We start from the raw sequence: 15,421 nt of genomic DNA, 5'->3' as shown, positions 1-15,421 counted from the left end.
CCACGTCGTTGGCTGCATGACCCGCCGGAGATGATCCGCAGTCCGGCCCGGCCGATCCAGCACTATCTGCGCATGGCGCGGGATCGGCGGGATGCGGGTCAGGTTCCGGCCGCCTGCCCCGGCCGGATCGACTTGATCGGGCACAGTTCCAGGGCGGCAGGACGCCGCCCCTCCGCGATCTAGAAGTTGAAGTAGATGAATTCGCTGACCGAGGTCAGGCGGGTCAGGGTGAACAGGAAGCAGCAGGCCGCGACGCCGGCCCACAGCGGCGTGAATTGCCAGCGGGGCAGCCGCCACGTCCGCCCGGCCCCGGCCGTGCCGAGCAGCCATTCCTGGGAGTTGGGCGCCAGCATGCAGACGGCGAGCAGGGACGCGATCAGGATCTCGTGGCGATAGACGAACAGGTCGGCCACGGACCCGAGCCGCACGGGATCGGCGGTCCAGCCGTTGGCGCCGGTCATGGCGTGCAGGATGGCGAAGGCGTCGTCCAGGGAGGTCGCCCGGAAGAAGACCCACGCGACGGTGACGCACAGGAACGTCAGCCCCCGGCCGAGCCAGACGCCGCCCAGGCCCCCGTTACCCAGGCCCAGGCGGGAGCGCAGCGCCCGCCAGCCGTGGTTCACGATCAGGTAGACGCCGTGCAGGGCGCCCCAGACGATGAATGTCCAGCCGGCGCCGTGCCACAGCCCGCCCAGCACCATGGTGAGGAACAGGTTCAGGTAGCGGCGCGCCTTGCCGTGGCGGTTGCCGCCCAGCCGGATATAGAGGTAGTCGCGCAGGAACTCCGACAGGGTGATATGCCAGCGCCGCCAGAAATCGATGATGTCGGTCGCTTGGTAGGGCGAGTTGAAGTTGAAGGGAAGCCAGACGCCGAACAGCAGACCCAGGCCGACCGCCATGTCGGAATAGCCGGAGAAGTCGAAATAGAGCTGGAGGGAATAGGCCAGCGCTCCGGTCCAGGCCTCCGCGGCGGTCAATGCATGGGTCGCGGCGGCATCGAACATGGGGGTCGCATAGGTGGCGAGCTGGTCTGCCAGCACGACCTTCTTCCACAGCCCGACCGTGAAGAAGGCCAGGCCCAGGGCGAAGCCCTCGTGGCTGAAGCGCAGGTTCTCCGGCCGGCTGAACTGGGGCATCAGGTCCTTGTGGTGGACGATCGGCCCCGCGATGAGCTGCGGGAAGAAGGCCACGAACAGGCAGTAGTCCGCCAGGCCGTAGTCGGCCGACTTGCCTTCCGCCGCGTCCACCAGATAGGCGATCTGCTGGAAGGTGAAGAACGAGATCCCGAGCGGCAGGACCAGCGCCCTGATGCCGAAATCGATGCCGGCCAGCGCCCCGACATTGTCCAGCACGAAGACCGAGTACTTGAAGTAGCCGATCAGCAGCAGGTTGACGGTGACGCCCAGGGCCAGCAGCGGCCTGGTCGATCCGGCCGGCCCCCGCGACAGCGCGGCGAGCTTCGCTCCCGCCGCGTGGTTGAACAGCACGCTGGCCAGCAGCAGCGGGACGTGCGACGGGTTCCACCAGCCATAGAAGAAGAGCGACGCCAGCGTCAGCCACAGCAGCGGCAGGCGCGGGTTGGGCTGGAGCGCCAGCAGGCGGTAGACGACCAGCGTCACCGGCAGGAAGGCGGCGATGAACACCCAGGAATTAAAGAGCATGGTGTTTTTCCCCGCCGGCGAAATCGAGCTTCGACCGGTCCATCTGGGAGATCAGGTGATCCATGAAGGCCGGCACGGACGTCCATTGCAGATGGGCATGGTCCGTGAAGTCCTTGTCCGTCAGCGACAGCCCCTTGGCGGCGTCGATCAGCAGGGCTCCTGTCCGTTCCAGGTGCCGGGAAACCTCGGCTCGGAAGGCCCGGTCCCGGAATCCGCCGGGATCGTAGGCGGCGATCCAGGCCGGCATGGGCGGCAGCAGCACGACCACGAACTCGACGCCGCGCCGGGCCAGACCCTCGCTCAAGGCCCGCAGCTGCGTGAGGCAGGCGGGATCGACCGAGACGTTCTCGCGGATGTCCGGTTCCGGCAGCATCAGCGGTCCCGAGCCGTAGGCGTCCATCACCAGGGGCGCGTCGATGTTCCGCCCGGACCGCATGTCGGCCAGGGTCAGGGCGTCGCGCAGGAAGGCTCCCGGCCTGAAGTTCTTGAAGTAGAGATGCCAGCCCGGATTGCCGCCGAAGACATAGCCTTGGGCATCCCCGGGCCGGAAGAAGGCGTTCTCGCCGGCGGAGCAGGCTTCGAAATCGCGCATGGAGAAGACCGACAGCACCGTCTTGACGCTCGGCATGTTGTCCAGCAGGAATCCTGTCAAGAACGCCGTCTCGTCCACGTGGAGATAGCAGGGCGCCGCGTTGAGCGGCTGGACGGCGCTGCCGTAGCGGGCCTTGAGGATGGAAAGGTCCAGGTTTCTCCAGGTGACCGAGGAGCCGACGGCCAGCAGGTCGGGTTCCCGGATGGTCGTCTCGCGGAGGAACTTGAACTTCTCGTCGATGCAGTTGGTCGCCGTGATCGGCGGCGCGGGAAGACGATCGACGGACGCCAGGGCGGCGAGCCCGGCGGCGCCCAGGACCAGGAACAGGGCGCACCACGACAGGAAGGCGATATTAAATCGCAGCGCGGCCCTGGTGGACGGTGTATTCGACATTTTTCTGGTTTCGCCCAATGGTCGGCCGGGCGGGCACCCGCGGTGCGGAGCCCGGTTCGACGTGACGTTGATGACGGAAAGGCGGCGCGCGCCGTCGCGCAGGCACGGCAGGCGTGCCCGGGGATGGATCTTCGGCGCCGACAGGGTCGCGTTATCGCGACGCCGTCCTCACGGTGGGGCGCAGGGGACGCTTCGTTGTCCGTGGCGTGCCACGGTGGCCGGCCGGAACCGGCTGGAGATGCCCGGACGCACCAGGGCGGCGACGGCACGGCGGCCCTGCTTGGACCGCAGCCGCGACCTGTTGCCCGGCCTTTCGGGCCAGGCGCCGCCGCGCCCGCCTCCTCTGTCTTCGACGTTGTCAGTCGAGATCCGCATTTGGTCGCTTCCGATCCGCTTCGATCTGACCGCTGAACAGTCCTTCGGATTGTCGACGATAACGGACCGGAGCGCCCGGTTTAAGCACGCATTTTATATAACTCCGTTGTCCGGCCGGAGGAGGGATGTCGCTCCCGCAGGGATCTCCTGACCGAAGTATCCCTTAATGCGCCTCCGGCTCATCGAAATATGGTTTTCGCGGATGCGGTGGAGGCTGGCGAGGTCGTTCAGCTCCATAGCCCCGATCAGATCCGCTATTTCGCCCGCGAACGCGTCGACTTCCGCCGTCCAGTCCATCCGCGGCAGCAGCTGGAGCCACATCCGCGCGGTCTGGAAGAACAGGCGGTCGCCGATCTCCCGCAGCGGCCGGTTGCCGATGGACCGGGACAGTTCCCGCTGGACCGCGATGTGGAGGCGGCCCAGCGCCTCCAGGTCGATCCTGGACCGGATGCCGCGGCAGCGCTCCAGCAGCGTCCTCATGCGGGCGACGTCGTCGGGGCCGCGCGCCAGCGGCGACAGCTCGCCGGCGATCTCAGCCAGCTTCATGCGCAGGGCGTCGATCTCCTCAAGCTCATCGAACTCGATCAGGGTGACGATGGTGCCGACGCCGTGCCGGCTCACGACCAGCCCCTCATGCTCCAGCCGCTGCAGCACCCGGCGGATCGGGGTCCGGCTCGTCCCGAACTCCCGCGCCAGGTCGTGCTCGCCCAGCGTGTGGCCGGGCGGATAGCGCAGCAGGCAGATCCGGTCGCGGATCTCGCCATGGATCGCTTCGAACCGCTGCTGGGATCCGGTCGGCGGATTGCCGCCGCGGCGTCGGCGGGCGTCCGGGGGTGCGGCGGGGTTGTGGTCGGTCATGGTCCCGGTTCAGCTCTCGAGCGCGGCCCTGCGGGTCAGGCGATGAAACAGGCGTCGTTGATGCCCGGGTACTGGGCGAAGGTGCCCGCGATGATCTCCAGCGCCTCGCGCAGGTCTTCCAGCGTCAGGGTGCCGCCGATGCAGATGCGCAGCGCGTTCGGCGGTTCGCCCGCCTCGACCACGAACGGCTCGGACGGGGTGGCCGCGACGCCGCGTTCGCGCAACGTCCGGACCAGCCCTTCCTCCGTCCAGTAGCCCGGCACCCGCAGCCAGGCGCTGAGCGCCAGCGGATGGCCGCCCGCGACGTGGGGTCCCAGGATCGCGGCGACCAGTTGCTGCCGTCTTCGGATTTCGCTCCGCTGCACCTGGAGCAGCTGCTCGGCGACTCCGTCCTCGACCCAGCGCGCCGCCATCTCCGCGACCGCCGGCACCGCGCTCCAGCAGGTGACGCGGAGCACGCTGGCGGTCCGGAGGGTGAAATGGGGCGGGACGACCAGATAGCCGGTCCGCAATCCCGTCATCACCGACTTGGTGAAGCTGGTGCTGAAGAAGCCCAGTTCGGGCGCGAACGAGGTGACCGACGGCAGCTCGTCCTCGATCAGCGGGCGATAGACCTCGTCCTCGATGATATAGACGTTGTTGGCCCGCGCGACCTCGGCCAGGCGCCGCCGGCGGGCGGCGCCCATCAGGGTGCCGGTCGGGTTGGTGAAGGTCGGCGTGCAGACCAGCGCCTTGACCTTGGCGGTCCGGCACGCCTCCTCGAACGCGTCGGGCAGGATGCCCTCGCGGTCGGTCGGCAGCCCGCAAAGAGTGAAACCCAGGACGTTGGACAGGCCGATGACACCGTGGTCGGTCAGCGCCTCGGTCACGACCAGGTCGTCGCTGCGGACCACCGTGGCGAGCGCCAGGAAGATGCCGTGGGTGGTGCCGTTGGTGATCAGGATGCGGTCCGGCGCCACGTCGGGCAGGCCGAGCCTGGCCAGCCAGGCGGAACCCACGGCACGGTGGGCTTCCAGACCGGCGACCGGGCGGCAGGGTTGCATCCAGGGCGTGTTGTCGGCTTGCGACATCGCGGCCAGCAGGGTGCGCGAGGCCGCGTCGTGCCGTTCGGTGAAGACGGCCCGGACGACCGACAGGTCGAAGGACCCGCTTGGCCGCATGTCCAGCCTGCAGCCGCCCGCCTCGGCGATCCCGCCCTTGACGAAGGTGCCCCGGCCGACCTCGCTGCGCAGATAGCCCCGCCGCTCGACCTCCTTGTAGCTGGCGCTCACCGTCTGGACGCTCAGGCCGAGCCGCAGCGCCAGCTCCCGGTGGGCCGGAAGCCGCTGGCCGCGGGTCAGCCTGCCGGCGTCGATGTCGGCGATGATCGCCTCGGTCAGCACCTTGTGCTTGGTCTGCCGACGGGTGCCGCCGCGCCCCCCGGGCGCCAGGACGGGAAGCCACTCTGTCATGCTGTCTCTCGGCCACCATACCAACAGGATCCATCGGATCGGCTCGATATGGTCATTGGCGCGGTTGCAATGTCAAAGGAAAGTTCCCGCTCCCTGTCGGCCTCGGGGATGGTCAGTCCGGCTGGCTGGCGATGCCGGCATGGGGGACGACGGCTTGGCGGTCCATGGGGACCAGCGCGCCGCTTTGGTCCTGTTCCAGCAGAGCGTAGCGCACCGGGCCGGAACCGGTCACGCGGATGATCAGATCCTCGATCCCGCGCCCCGTGATGTCGGCGGACGCGAGCACATCGACCGCCACCGCCCGGCCGCCTTGGTGGAGGACGATGCCGCGGGGCAGGATTTCGATCCGGTCGGCGCCGGCATCGCGGAGCCTGCGCGCCGGCCTGATCCAGGCCGGCAGCAGGTCTTTCAGCCGGGACGGGTCGAGCCGGTCGCCCAGGATCTGCCCCAGCCGCTGGTCCGGCCCGATGAAATCGCGCGGGCTGCGGCCCAGATAGGCTGCGCGGAGCGGCAGGCAGTCGTCGTAATGATACGAATCGGCGAGCCCGCCGAAGTGGCGCAGCCGGTCGGGGCGTACGGTCGCCGTCAGGAAATCCAGGCAACTTCGGACGCTGACGTCGCCGTCGGCGAAGCTGCCGGACAGTTCCGGCCGGGTCCGGCTCATCTCCTCCGGGAAGCGGGACAGGGCCGCCGCGAAGGACCGGTCGTGGACGACGGCGCCCCGGGCCGCCCCCGAGGTCCCGGCGCCCGATCGGTCGAGCGCCGTGGCGGCGGCGAAGATGCCGCCCATCAGGATCAGGGCGGCCGCGAGGGTCCACAAGGATTCCTGTTTCTGTCCGGTCTGCCGAGTATTGTCCATCTGCCCCGTCCTGACGCCGCCCGCCGATTCGGCCGGTTCCCGGCGTCCGCGCGGCCGACCCTGCGGTTTCGCTCGGGGAATTCTGCCGGATATTGGTTAATGAATTCCGCGCCGCACCACGGGCCGGCGGGCCGGCTTCTCCTTTTGAAGGCGATTACTAGAATATCTTTCGGAATGATCGAGGATAGCGGGAAAAACCTGTTTCCTATGATAATATTAGTTAGTACAAATGCATCCATTCCGGGCTTTGGAGCGGGTGCTGTTCACCATGACCTATCCTCAAGACGAAAGAATGTCCTCCCGGCGGTCGCGGCATCGGGCCGGGGCGCTTCGCGGCTCCGCCCTGCTGCCGCTGATCGTCGCGGCTTCGGCGCTTTCCGCGGCGGCTCCCGCGGTCGCCCAGGTCGGCCCGCCCGCCTCCCTGACCAGCAACCCGGCCCTGCTGCGCGAGACCGACATCGACAGGATCAACGACAAGTTCGCCCGGCCCGACCTGCCGGTGACCTCGACCGATCCCGAGGTGCCGGTCCTGCTCGACCAGACCCACCCGCCGGGCAACGCCGGCGCCATCCGCTTCGCCTTCCGAACCTTCGAGCTGGAGCAGCCCGCCCCGGTCGGGCAGGCGGCCATCGACGAGATCGCCCAGCCGCTCGCCGGCAGGACGGTTTCCCTGCTCCAGGTGTTCGAGGCCGCCGCCGCCGTGGCCGAGCGGTACGAGGCGCTGGGCTATTTCCGGCCCAAGGTCAGCGTGCCGCCGCAGAAGATCAACAACGGCACCGTCAAGCTGCGGATCGACGAGTTCGCCGTGGACCGCACCGTCGTCACGATCGACGGCGCCCCGGCCGGCTCCGACCCCGTGCTGGACCGGATCATCGCCGACGTGGAGGCCGACCGGCCGCTGTCCCGCGCCGTGTTCGAGAGCGCCCGCGACCGCCTGCAGCGGGAACTGGGGCTGTTCGTGGTCCATCTGGAAAGCCGGATCGAGCCGGACCAGAGCGTCGCCGTGACCGTGGAACTCAGCCGCCGCGCCCCCGCCACGCTGGAGCGGATCGGCATCGAGGTGCCGCCGGGCCTCGACCAGGACAAGCCGCCGCCCGGCGCGGAGCGGATCCGGTTCAGGCTCGACCGGCTGGACCTCGCCGGCGTCACGACATATCCGGCGGACGCGCTCGCACCGCTCTATGCCGACTCGATCGGCAAGGAGATCTCGCTCGCCGACCTCTATACCATCGCCGGCAAGATCCGCGGGCGCTACGGGGCCGACGGCTATGTTCCGCCCGAGGTGAGGATCCCGGCCCAGTCGGTCGTGGACGGCGCCGCCCGAATCCAAGTCAACGAGATCTGGGCGTCGCGGGTGGTCGTCCTGCTCGACGGCAAGGAGGTTCCGCCGGACGACCTGGTGTACCGGACCGCCAACCGGGTCGCCAACGTCCGGCCCCTGACCATCGCGACGCTGAACCGCTACTCGCTGCTGCTCGGCGACATTCCGGGCATCAGCATCCGCTCGATCACGCCGCCGAAGGAGCCGGGCGGCATCGCCACGCTCGAACTGGCGCGCAAGACCTTCAGCGGCAGCGTCGGTTTCGACAACCGCGGATCCCAGCCGACCGGCATCATCGAATTGATGGCCAGCGGTTCCGCCGCCGGCGCGCTCGGCTTCAACGAGCGGCTGTCGCTCAGTCACATCACCATGATCGATCCGGAGGAGGTCAGGATCCTCGGGATCGGCTACGACCAGCCGCTGACGTCCGACGGCCTGAAGCTGTCCACCTATTACAGCCGGACGCTGGGCAAGCCCGGCGCCAACCTGAAGGACCAGCAGGGCGAAAGCTTCGGCTCGCTGTTCACGGCCAGCCTGTCCTATCCGGTGATCCGGTCGTCGATCGAGAACCTGACCGTTTCGGCCCAGTTCGACTACCTGAACAGCCTGGCGCAGGCGACTCCGCTGACTTCCCCGTTCTTCGGCAGCCAGACCTTCATCCTGTCCAATTCGCGCACGCGCAGCCTCCGGATCGGCGGCCGGTTCGATTTCGTCGACAGCCTGCACGGGCTGACGGCGTTCAGCGCGAAGTTCAGCCAGGGACTCGACATTTTCGGCGCGCGCAAGACCGGCGCCGAATACTCCACCAGGCAAAACGGCGTCAGCGATTACCAGAAGGTCAATGCCGAGATTACCAGGACCCAGCCGCTGGGCGCCACCGGGCTCGCCCTGGCGCTGGGCGTGACCGGACAGTACGCCTTCGACCCCCTGCTGGGCCCCGAGCAGTTCAGCGTCGGCGGCAAGGAATACGGGCGCGGCTACAACAACACGATCATCATGGGCGACCACGGCGTGGCGACCAAGGCGGAGCTGCAATACAACGGCGCGGTCGGCCTGCCCTATTTCCAGGGCTACCAGCTCTATGCCGGGTATGATTTCGGCCGGACCTGGCGGCGCGACCTGCTGGCGGGGGAGAAGCCCATGGACGACGCGGCCTCGGTGGTCGCCGGCGCCCGCTTCCTGCTGACCCAGTGGCTGTCGGGCGAACTGGTCGTGGCGCAACCGCTGACCCGCGCCTATTACACGTCGGGCAACCTGCCGACCAAGCGTCCACAATATTTCTTCGGGCTCCAGGCAAGTTTCTGACCGACCGAAGATCGCAGGCTAATGCTTTTGCCACCGCGGGGCGCGACTCCCCTCTCTGCTATCCTGGAAAGGACTTGTGGGGGAGACGCGCCATGGCATCACGGGCGGGATACGCGCTGGCTCTCGCGGCCCTGATCGCGGCCGGCGCCGCGTGGTGGTACCCGGAGCGGGAACCCGCCAGGGCCACTCCGATCCGGGACGCCGTCAGCGCGGCCATAGAGCGGCGGATCGGCCATCCCTGGCGGGTCCGGACCCTGCATGTCAGGGCGCCCTCCCCGGCCGATGCCGACGGTTCCTATCCCGTGTATGCGGAGGTCGAACTGGCCGAGCCGACCTTCACGGCGCTCGAACCGGTCGAGGGGGCCACCCTCGCGACCGCGGTGGGGTCGCCCGGCTATTCCAAGCGGCTGTTCGGCAGGCTGTGGCTGGACGAGGGGAATGCGGCGGCGCCGATGCGGCTGGACATCGACAACATGGCGACGCTGGACCGGATGGGAACGCCCCTGTCGCGGATCCCGGGGCGGGTCATCGCGCGGGACAGCTTCGAGTTCGTGAAATGGAGCGCCGCACCGCGGGCCATGGCGCGCGCAGGGGACTCAGCGTGCCTTGACCGCTGTCCGCTTGACCGGCTCGGTCATGTAGAGCACCAGGAACGTGGCCAGCGGCGTGAAGAGCAGGCTGAGCACGAAGGCGCCTATGAAGCGGCAACGGCGGTCGCTGCCGACGAAGCCGACCACTATCGATAGGAAGACGTAGAGGAGCGTGAAGAGAAGGGGCGGCATTCCTGGTTCCCTGGCACGGGCTGCGCGGTATGGTCATTGCCGGTCAACCTGGAGAAGCCTTACCGGCAGACTGTACTACAGTCCATCGCTCGCGCTCATTTCCGGCAGAGCATCCATCCCCCCCTCATCGTCATGACCGGGCTTGACCCGGTCATCGCTTGCAGGCTTCATCAGCGACGCCGTGCAGGGAGATACCCGGATCAAGTCCGGGTATGACGAAAAGGGGGCTTCCGCCCCTGACCAAGCCTTTTGACGAACCGGACATCATTCCCGGGCGGATGCGCGGAACGGTCCGCGCATCCCGGCCACGGGGAAGCGGCCGGCTGCCCGCCTTAGGCGGCGACCGGGGTTTCCGGAGCGGCCTGGGCGCCCTTGAACTCCTTCTCGAAGTGGCTGCGCACCTTCTCCGGCTCGAAGTTCAGCAGCGATCCGCCGGTCTCGTAGTGCAGCACGAAGACCTTGCCAACCGCCTGGGTCAGGGCATAGGCAAAGCCCGAGCTGACGGCCATGCCGACCGCGGTGCCGACGATCGGGATGAGCTTGATCACGGTGCCGAGCACGGCCAGCGAACCGCCGGCCAGGGCGCCGGGCAGGACGCCGCCGATCAGGGCGCTGACCACGGTCTTGGCGCGATCCTGGCTGAAGGGAACGCCGTACAGCTTGGACAGGTCCGCGACCATCTTGATCTGGACCGCCACGATCGCGGCGATGTCCAGCGTCGGGACGGGAATCAGCCCGCCGCCGGCGGCCCACAGGGCGTAGCGCGAAACCAGCTTGTTGGCGTCATTGATACGTTCGTTGCTCATAACTCTCTCCGTGGCCTGGTTACCGCCTCGGCGCAGATCGTCGGGTAGCGCTCAACAGCAATGGGCCACACCTTGCGCCAATGCAACTGACGGGAGTGTATAAACGCTTTTCGGGTTACTGCAAGCATAAACTCTCGCATAAGGGTTAGACGCGCTTAAAAGCACTCACATAAATGCTTATTCGCGTATGCGCCGTAACGCAGGGCCGAGTCGGTTACTCGCGATCGAAACTCAGAGTAACATCGCCTGGCTCCCTGTTATGTAAAAGTGACAATTTGCGTTGTTTCGCCGCGTGCCGCTTTACAGCGCTTTCATCTCGGGCGCGTTTTGGCTAAATCATAAGGCTTAAGCCAAAGGTAGAGACTTTGGCGGGTTCGGCTGCGCCTGTTCCGGCCTGGGAGCTTATCCTCTTCGTAATCGATAGGTAAGCTAATATGGCTAATCCATGCGTGGTATGGTTATATCTCCGGCGGCTGGTCGCGAAGCGCCTCCGCCGATCCGCGGCGATCGGCGGCGATGGAAGCCGGCCCTCCGACAAAGATGCGAGGCTTGTGATGGCACCCAGAAAACGCGGTGGAATGGCTGGGTCTTTCGAGCCCCCGGCGGGCTCGATCACCCGGCCCGACGACGCCGGGATCGACGGCCCGGAGTCCGGCGGAACCGACTTCGGCGTGACGCAGGCTGAGGGGGCACAGGCTGACGTGACTCAGGCTGACGTCTCACAGGCCGGGCCGGAGCAGGGCACCGACACGCCGTTCGAAGGCGAATCGACCCTTTCCGGACCGGCTTTCCCGGCCGGGTCTCCCGAGCCGGCGCCCGTGGCGCTCGTCCTCGGCTCCGAGTCGGCCGCGCCGGCTCCGGTACTCGCGGACACGATGCCGGCCGAATCGCCGGTCGCCCTGACCGAAGCCCTTCCCGCCACCGTGCCGGAGGCCGCGCCGCAGCCGGCGTCGGACACCGTCACGGCGTCGGACACCGTCACGGCGTCGGCCAGCGCCATCGGCAGCGTGACCGGCCTGGGCCTGGCGGCCTTCGTGGGCGGCGGATTCCTCATGATGGGACTCGGGGCCGCGGTGGGGGCCTATTATTCCGTCGCCCTGGCGGAGCAGTATGTCAGGCGGGTCGGCGGCCTGGGCCGCCCGGGGGCGGCATGACGGGTACGGGACCGATCACCCTGTTCTGTTTCGCCCATGCCGGCGCCGGTGCGTCGGCATACCGGTCCTGGGTCTCCGCGGCGCCTTTCCGGGTCGTTCCGGTGCAGTACCCCGGCCGCGAGGACCGGATCGCGGAGGAGCCGCTATCCGACATCGGCGCCCTGGCCGAGCATGCGGAGATGCGCGTCCTGGACGCGCTCGACCGGCAGCCGGCCGGCCGGTACGCGCTGTTCGGCCACAGCATGGGGGCCATGGTCGCCTACGAGCTGGCGCAGCGGCTGCGGGGCCGGGGCGTGCCCCAGCCCTGCGCCCTCTTCGTGTCGGGGCGCGAGCCGCCCCACCGTCCCCGGCTGCTGGAGCCGGTGTCGCACCTGGACGACCGGGCGCTGATCGCCCGGGTCGTGGCCCTCGGCGGCACCCCGGCGGAAGTGGCGGCCCATCCGGAACTGCTGGAACTGGTGATTCCCGTCCTGCGCGCCGACTTCCGCGCCTGCGAGACCTACCGGCCGACCCTAGCGGCGCCGCTGGCCCTGCCGATCCACGTGCTGTGCGGGGAGCGGGACGACCATGTGGTGGTGGAGGAGCTGGGCGAATGGCGGGACCACGCCGCCGGCGCCAGCTCCGTCACCCTGTTTCCCGGCGACCATTTCTATCTTTCCTCGGCCCGCGACGCGGTGATCGCGCGGATCGCCGCCCTGCTCCGCGACGCATGAGGCGGGCTGGTCGTGACGAATCGAATCTGCGCGAACGCGGTTGCGGCGGGATCGGTCCCGGCCGCGACGCAGCTTTCCGGGACGCAGCTTTCCGGGACCGCCGCTGAATGACATTCATCAAGCTGGTCCTGCGGGAAAGCCGCTCGTCGCCCTACAAGGTCGCGGTCATGGCCATGCTGGCCGGGCTCGGCAACGCCATGATCCTGGCGATCATCAACCGCTCCGCCGACCTGGCCAACGACGGCGGCGCCCAGATCGCCGACATGATCATGTTCGCCGCCACCATGGGCATCCAGGTGCTGGCGCAGCGCTACGTCTCGCGCACGACGACCCGCGAGGTCGAGGAGATCATCCACCGCCTGCGCAAGCGGCTGATCTCGCTGATCCGCCAGACCGACCTGACGACGCTGGAGGGAATCGGGCGTTCCGAAATCTTCGCGATGATCACGAAGGAGACGCAGGCGATCTCGTCCAGCGTTCCGATGCTGGTCAACGGCTGCCAGTCCGGCATCCTGCTGGTGTTCACGCTCGCCTACATCTACGTCCTGTCGTCGACCGCCTTCATGCTGACGATCGCGATCACCGCCATCGCGGCGTCGACCCATCTGGCGCGGATCGGGCAGCTCCGCAAGGAAGTCGAGCTGTCCTTCCAGCTGGAGAACCAGCTTTTCGAGCGGCTGACGGACCTGCTCTCGGGCTACAAGGAGGTCAAGCTCAACATCTCCCGGAGCCGGGAGCTGCAGGAGCATTTCGACGAGGTCTCGTCGGCCTCCACCGAGGCCAAGGTCAAGACCCAGATCGGCATCAGCAACGAGTTCCTGTTCGCCCAGTCGATCTTCTACCTGATGCTGGCGGCGATGGTGTTCGTGGTGCCGGCCCTCAGCCCGACCTTCAGCGACGTGGCCCTGAAGACCAGCGCCGCGGTCCTGTTCCTGATCGGGCCGATCACCAGCCTGGTCCAGGCCATCCCGGCCATCACCATGGCCAACGCCGCGACCGACAATATCGAGCGGCTGTCCAGGACCCTGTCCGAGCGGATCGACCCGACGGCGACCGAGGAGGAGGTCGACGCCTTCACCCGGATCGAGTTCCAGAACGTCACCTTCTCCTACGTGGACCCCCGGTACGGCACCCGGTTCTCGGTCGGCCCGTTCGACGTCGACGTGAACAAGGGCGAGATGATCTTCATCACCGGCGGCAACGGCGCCGGCAAGTCGACTTTCCTGAAGCTGTTCACCGGGCTCTACCGGCCCGACGGCGGCCGCATCCTGCTCGACGGCAAGCAACTCGACCAGCGCCGCCACGGAGCCTACCGCAGCCTGATCGCGGCGGTGTTCACCGACTACCACCTGTTCCGCCGGCTGTACGGCCTGCCGGAGGCGGACGTCTCGTCCCTGCTCCGGCAGATGGAGATCGATCACAAGGTGTCGATGTCCGGGCGCGACTTCGAGAGCCTGGATTTCTCGGCCGGGCAGAAGAAGCGCCTGGCGCTGATCGTGGCGCTGCTGGAGGACCGGCCGATCATCGTCCTGGACGAATGGGCGGCCGACCAGGACCCGATCTTCCGCCGCAAATTCTACGAAGAGCTGCTGCCGGCGTTCAAGGCCATGGGCAAGACGGTCGTCGCGGTGACCCACGACGACCGCTATTTCCACCTGGCCGACCGCCGCCTGCACATGGAGGAAGGGCGTTTCGTTCCGGAGGGGCACGACTCCGGCGACCACAGCTCTGATCAAGGAGACCACGCTTGAGTTCCGTCTGGGGGCACATCAAGGCGTTTTTCCGGCGTCACCTGATGAAGGTGACGATGATGCTGCTGATCCTCTCCTTCCTGGCCGGCCTGCTGTATCCCATGTCGGTCATCTCGATCCCGTCGGGCCACGTGGGCGTGCTGTGGCGCCGCTTCTTCGGCGGCACCGACACCACGACGGTCTGGACGGAAGGCATCCATCTGATCGCGCCGTTCGACGAGCTGTTCATCTACGACGCCCGCCTGCTCCAGGTGCATCACGATTTCGACGTGCTGTCGAGCGACGGCCTGAACATGACGGTCAACATCGCTTTCCGATACCGCATCGTCGCGGAGAACGTCCCGATCCTGCACAAGTACATCGGCAAGAGCTATACCGACATCCTGCTGCTGCCGGAGATCGGGTCCCAGGCGCGCGACATCTTCGCCACATACCTGCCGGACGAGATCTACACCAGGCGGGTCGAGATCCAGGAGAAGATCGAGGCCCAGGTCCGCAACAACCTGGTCACCCAGTTCAATCCCGACAAGCTGATCGACGTCGAGTATGTCAAGCTGGAGGACATCCTGATCCGGTCGATCCAGCTGCCCCCGGACGTGCAGGCGTCCATCGTCCGCAAGGTCGAGCAGTACCACCTGTCGCTGGAATATGTCCATCGCCTGAACCGCGAGCGCAGCGAGGCCCAGCGGCGCGAGATCGAGGCGAACGGCATCCGCAAGTTCCAGGAGATCATCGGCGAGGGCATCACCCAGGCCTACCTGCAATGGAAGGGGATCGACGCCACCCTCCAGCTCGCCCAGTCGCCCAACGCCAAGGTGGTGATCATCGGTTCCGGCAGCTCCGGCCTGCCCTTGATCCTGGGCAACATCGACGGCCCTCCCCCGGGGGCCGGCGGCGGCACTGTGCTGCTGCCGGGAGCCTTGAACCAGCCGAGCGGCCTGACCGAGCTCCAGCCGCCGCCCCTGCGCCTGGCGATACCGCCGGACGACAATACCCGGAAGACTTTGCCCGCCCCCGCGCCGGGGGGCGCCCCGCAGCCGGCCGCGCCCGGATTGCCGCCCGCTCCCCTCGGGGGAGCGCCCGCCGCCCCGCCGGGACGGCAGACGCCATGACCGGCGAACTCAGGCGCCGGCTTCGGCCAGCCGGCGCCTCAGGCTGGCCGGCCTCATGTCGGTCCAGACCTCGCGGATATGGTCCAGGCATTCGGCCTTCGTGCCGGTCTTGCCGATCGCGCGCCAGCCCTGAGGCATGGGCTTGAACTCCGGCCAGATCGAATATTGCTCCTCGTCGTTGATCACGACGGCGAAAACGACGGACTCGTCGTCAAACATTCAACGTCTCCCGCGAAGTTACATACGAAGATATGACGCATAAGTCTTCATTCATGCCGGCAGTATCCC

14 protein-coding genes are annotated in these 15,421 nt (G+C 67.6%); 6 read left to right on the top strand and 8 right to left on the bottom strand.

Annotated elements, in window-relative coordinates; genetic code table 11:
• Positions 1-179 precede the first annotated feature (179 nt).
• The 6 genes from JL100_RS34640 to JL100_RS34615 all read right to left on the bottom strand — a co-directional run bounded on the left by JL100_RS34640 (position 180) and on the right by JL100_RS34615 (position 6,150).
• The gene (locus JL100_RS34640; protein WP_202683294.1) at positions 180-1,661 is read right to left on the bottom strand and encodes an MBOAT family O-acyltransferase; all 1,482 of its coding nucleotides are present in this window, start codon (positions 1,659-1,661) and stop codon (positions 180-182) included.
• The gene (locus tag JL100_RS34635; RefSeq protein WP_202683293.1) at positions 1,651-2,646 is read right to left on the bottom strand and encodes a hypothetical protein; all 996 of its coding nucleotides are present in this window, start codon (positions 2,644-2,646) and stop codon (positions 1,651-1,653) included. The genes JL100_RS34640 and JL100_RS34635 overlap by 11 nt, the downstream gene beginning before the upstream one ends.
• Positions 2,647-2,814: 168 nt before the next feature.
• Entirely contained in the window at positions 2,815-3,021 is a 207-nt protein-coding gene (locus tag JL100_RS34630) for a hypothetical protein (RefSeq protein ID WP_202683292.1), read from the bottom strand.
• Positions 3,022-3,114: 93 nt separating this feature from the next.
• Positions 3,115-3,879, bottom strand: a complete 765-nt coding sequence (locus JL100_RS34625; RefSeq protein WP_202683291.1) for a GntR family transcriptional regulator — start codon at positions 3,877-3,879, stop codon at positions 3,115-3,117.
• Positions 3,880-3,914: 35 nt separating this feature from the next.
• The gene (gene ehuR, locus JL100_RS34620; RefSeq protein WP_202683290.1) at positions 3,915-5,330 is read right to left on the bottom strand and encodes a MocR-like ectoine utilization transcription factor EhuR; all 1,416 of its coding nucleotides are present in this window, start codon (positions 5,328-5,330) and stop codon (positions 3,915-3,917) included.
• A 112-nt stretch (positions 5,331-5,442) separates the two neighbouring features.
• The gene (locus JL100_RS34615; RefSeq protein ID WP_228421716.1) at positions 5,443-6,150 is read right to left on the bottom strand and encodes a hypothetical protein; all 708 of its coding nucleotides are present in this window, start codon (positions 6,148-6,150) and stop codon (positions 5,443-5,445) included.
• Positions 6,151-6,457: 307 nt separating this feature from the next.
• Between JL100_RS34615 and JL100_RS34610 the strand changes: the two genes are divergently transcribed.
• On the top strand, positions 6,458-8,815 hold the full coding sequence (locus JL100_RS34610; protein ID WP_202683288.1) for a ShlB/FhaC/HecB family hemolysin secretion/activation protein: 2,358 nt from the start codon (positions 6,458-6,460) through the stop codon (positions 8,813-8,815).
• Between the two features lie 92 nt (positions 8,816-8,907).
• A complete protein-coding gene (locus JL100_RS34605; RefSeq protein WP_202683287.1) occupies positions 8,908-9,561 on the top strand; it encodes a hypothetical protein in 654 nt (217 codons plus the stop codon).
• A gap of 368 nt (positions 9,562-9,929) precedes the next feature.
• On the opposite strand, the gene JL100_RS34600 is transcribed toward JL100_RS34605, so the two are convergent.
• Positions 9,930-10,439, bottom strand: coding sequence for a YcjF family protein (locus JL100_RS34600; protein ID WP_228421745.1), 510 nt, complete (start codon positions 10,437-10,439; stop codon positions 9,930-9,932).
• Between the two features lie 542 nt (positions 10,440-10,981).
• On the opposite strand from JL100_RS34600, the gene JL100_RS34595 reads away from it, so the two are divergent.
• From JL100_RS34595 to JL100_RS34580, 4 genes are all read left to right on the top strand, one after another.
• Positions 10,982-11,557: a hypothetical protein gene (locus tag JL100_RS34595; RefSeq protein ID WP_202683285.1), complete on the top strand. Its 576-nt coding sequence runs from the start codon at positions 10,982-10,984 to the stop codon at positions 11,555-11,557.
• Complete coding sequence (locus JL100_RS34590) at positions 11,554-12,270, top strand: thioesterase II family protein (RefSeq protein WP_202683284.1); 717 nt, start codon at positions 11,554-11,556, stop codon at positions 12,268-12,270. The genes JL100_RS34595 and JL100_RS34590 overlap by 4 nt, the downstream gene beginning before the upstream one ends.
• 107 nt (positions 12,271-12,377) lie before the next feature.
• Positions 12,378-14,021 carry a cyclic peptide export ABC transporter gene (locus tag JL100_RS34585; RefSeq protein WP_202683283.1) on the top strand — a complete coding sequence of 548 codons (1,644 nt, stop codon included), beginning with the start codon at positions 12,378-12,380 and terminating at the stop codon, positions 14,019-14,021.
• A complete protein-coding gene (locus JL100_RS34580; protein ID WP_202683282.1) occupies positions 14,018-15,133 on the top strand; it encodes a prohibitin family protein in 1,116 nt (371 codons plus the stop codon). The genes JL100_RS34585 and JL100_RS34580 overlap by 4 nt, the downstream gene beginning before the upstream one ends.
• A 9-nt stretch (positions 15,134-15,142) precedes the next feature.
• Here JL100_RS34580 and JL100_RS34575 read toward each other — a convergent pair whose 3' ends face one another.
• The gene (locus tag JL100_RS34575; protein ID WP_202683281.1) at positions 15,143-15,352 is read right to left on the bottom strand and encodes an MbtH family protein; all 210 of its coding nucleotides are present in this window, start codon (positions 15,350-15,352) and stop codon (positions 15,143-15,145) included.
• Between the last annotated feature and the right edge of the window lie 69 nt (positions 15,353-15,421).

The organism is Skermanella mucosa (assembly GCF_016765655.2).
Lineage (GTDB): Bacteria > Pseudomonadota > Alphaproteobacteria > Azospirillales > Azospirillaceae > Skermanella > Skermanella mucosa.
The sequence above is the reverse complement of the archived record's forward strand: the minus strand, read 5'-3'. Positions and strand labels throughout refer to the sequence as shown.

What these genes read in the sequence shown, in the direction of transcription:
- JL100_RS34630 (WP_202683292.1), bottom strand. Translation starts at nt 3,021, where the DNA reads ATGCGGATCTCGACTGACAACGTCGAAGACAGAGGAGGCGGGCGCGGC.
- JL100_RS34605 (WP_202683287.1), top strand. Translation starts at nt 8,908, where the DNA reads ATGGCATCACGGGCGGGATACGCGCTGGCTCTCGCGGCCCTGATCGCG.
- JL100_RS34590 (WP_202683284.1), top strand. Translation starts at nt 11,554, where the DNA reads ATGACGGGTACGGGACCGATCACCCTGTTCTGTTTCGCCCATGCCGGC.
- ehuR (WP_202683290.1), bottom strand. Translation starts at nt 5,330, where the DNA reads ATGACAGAGTGGCTTCCCGTCCTGGCGCCCGGGGGGCGCGGCGGCACC.
- JL100_RS34595 (WP_202683285.1), top strand. Translation starts at nt 10,982, where the DNA reads ATGGCTGGGTCTTTCGAGCCCCCGGCGGGCTCGATCACCCGGCCCGAC.
- JL100_RS34635 (WP_202683293.1), bottom strand. Translation starts at nt 2,646, where the DNA reads ATGTCGAATACACCGTCCACCAGGGCCGCGCTGCGATTTAATATCGCC.
- JL100_RS34585 (WP_202683283.1), top strand. Translation starts at nt 12,378, where the DNA reads ATGACATTCATCAAGCTGGTCCTGCGGGAAAGCCGCTCGTCGCCCTAC.
- JL100_RS34575 (WP_202683281.1), bottom strand. Translation starts at nt 15,352, where the DNA reads ATGTTTGACGACGAGTCCGTCGTTTTCGCCGTCGTGATCAACGACGAG.
- JL100_RS34640 (WP_202683294.1), bottom strand. Translation starts at nt 1,661, where the DNA reads ATGCTCTTTAATTCCTGGGTGTTCATCGCCGCCTTCCTGCCGGTGACG.
- JL100_RS34625 (WP_202683291.1), bottom strand. Translation starts at nt 3,879, where the DNA reads ATGACCGACCACAACCCCGCCGCACCCCCGGACGCCCGCCGACGCCGC.
- JL100_RS34610 (WP_202683288.1), top strand. Translation starts at nt 6,458, where the DNA reads ATGACCTATCCTCAAGACGAAAGAATGTCCTCCCGGCGGTCGCGGCAT.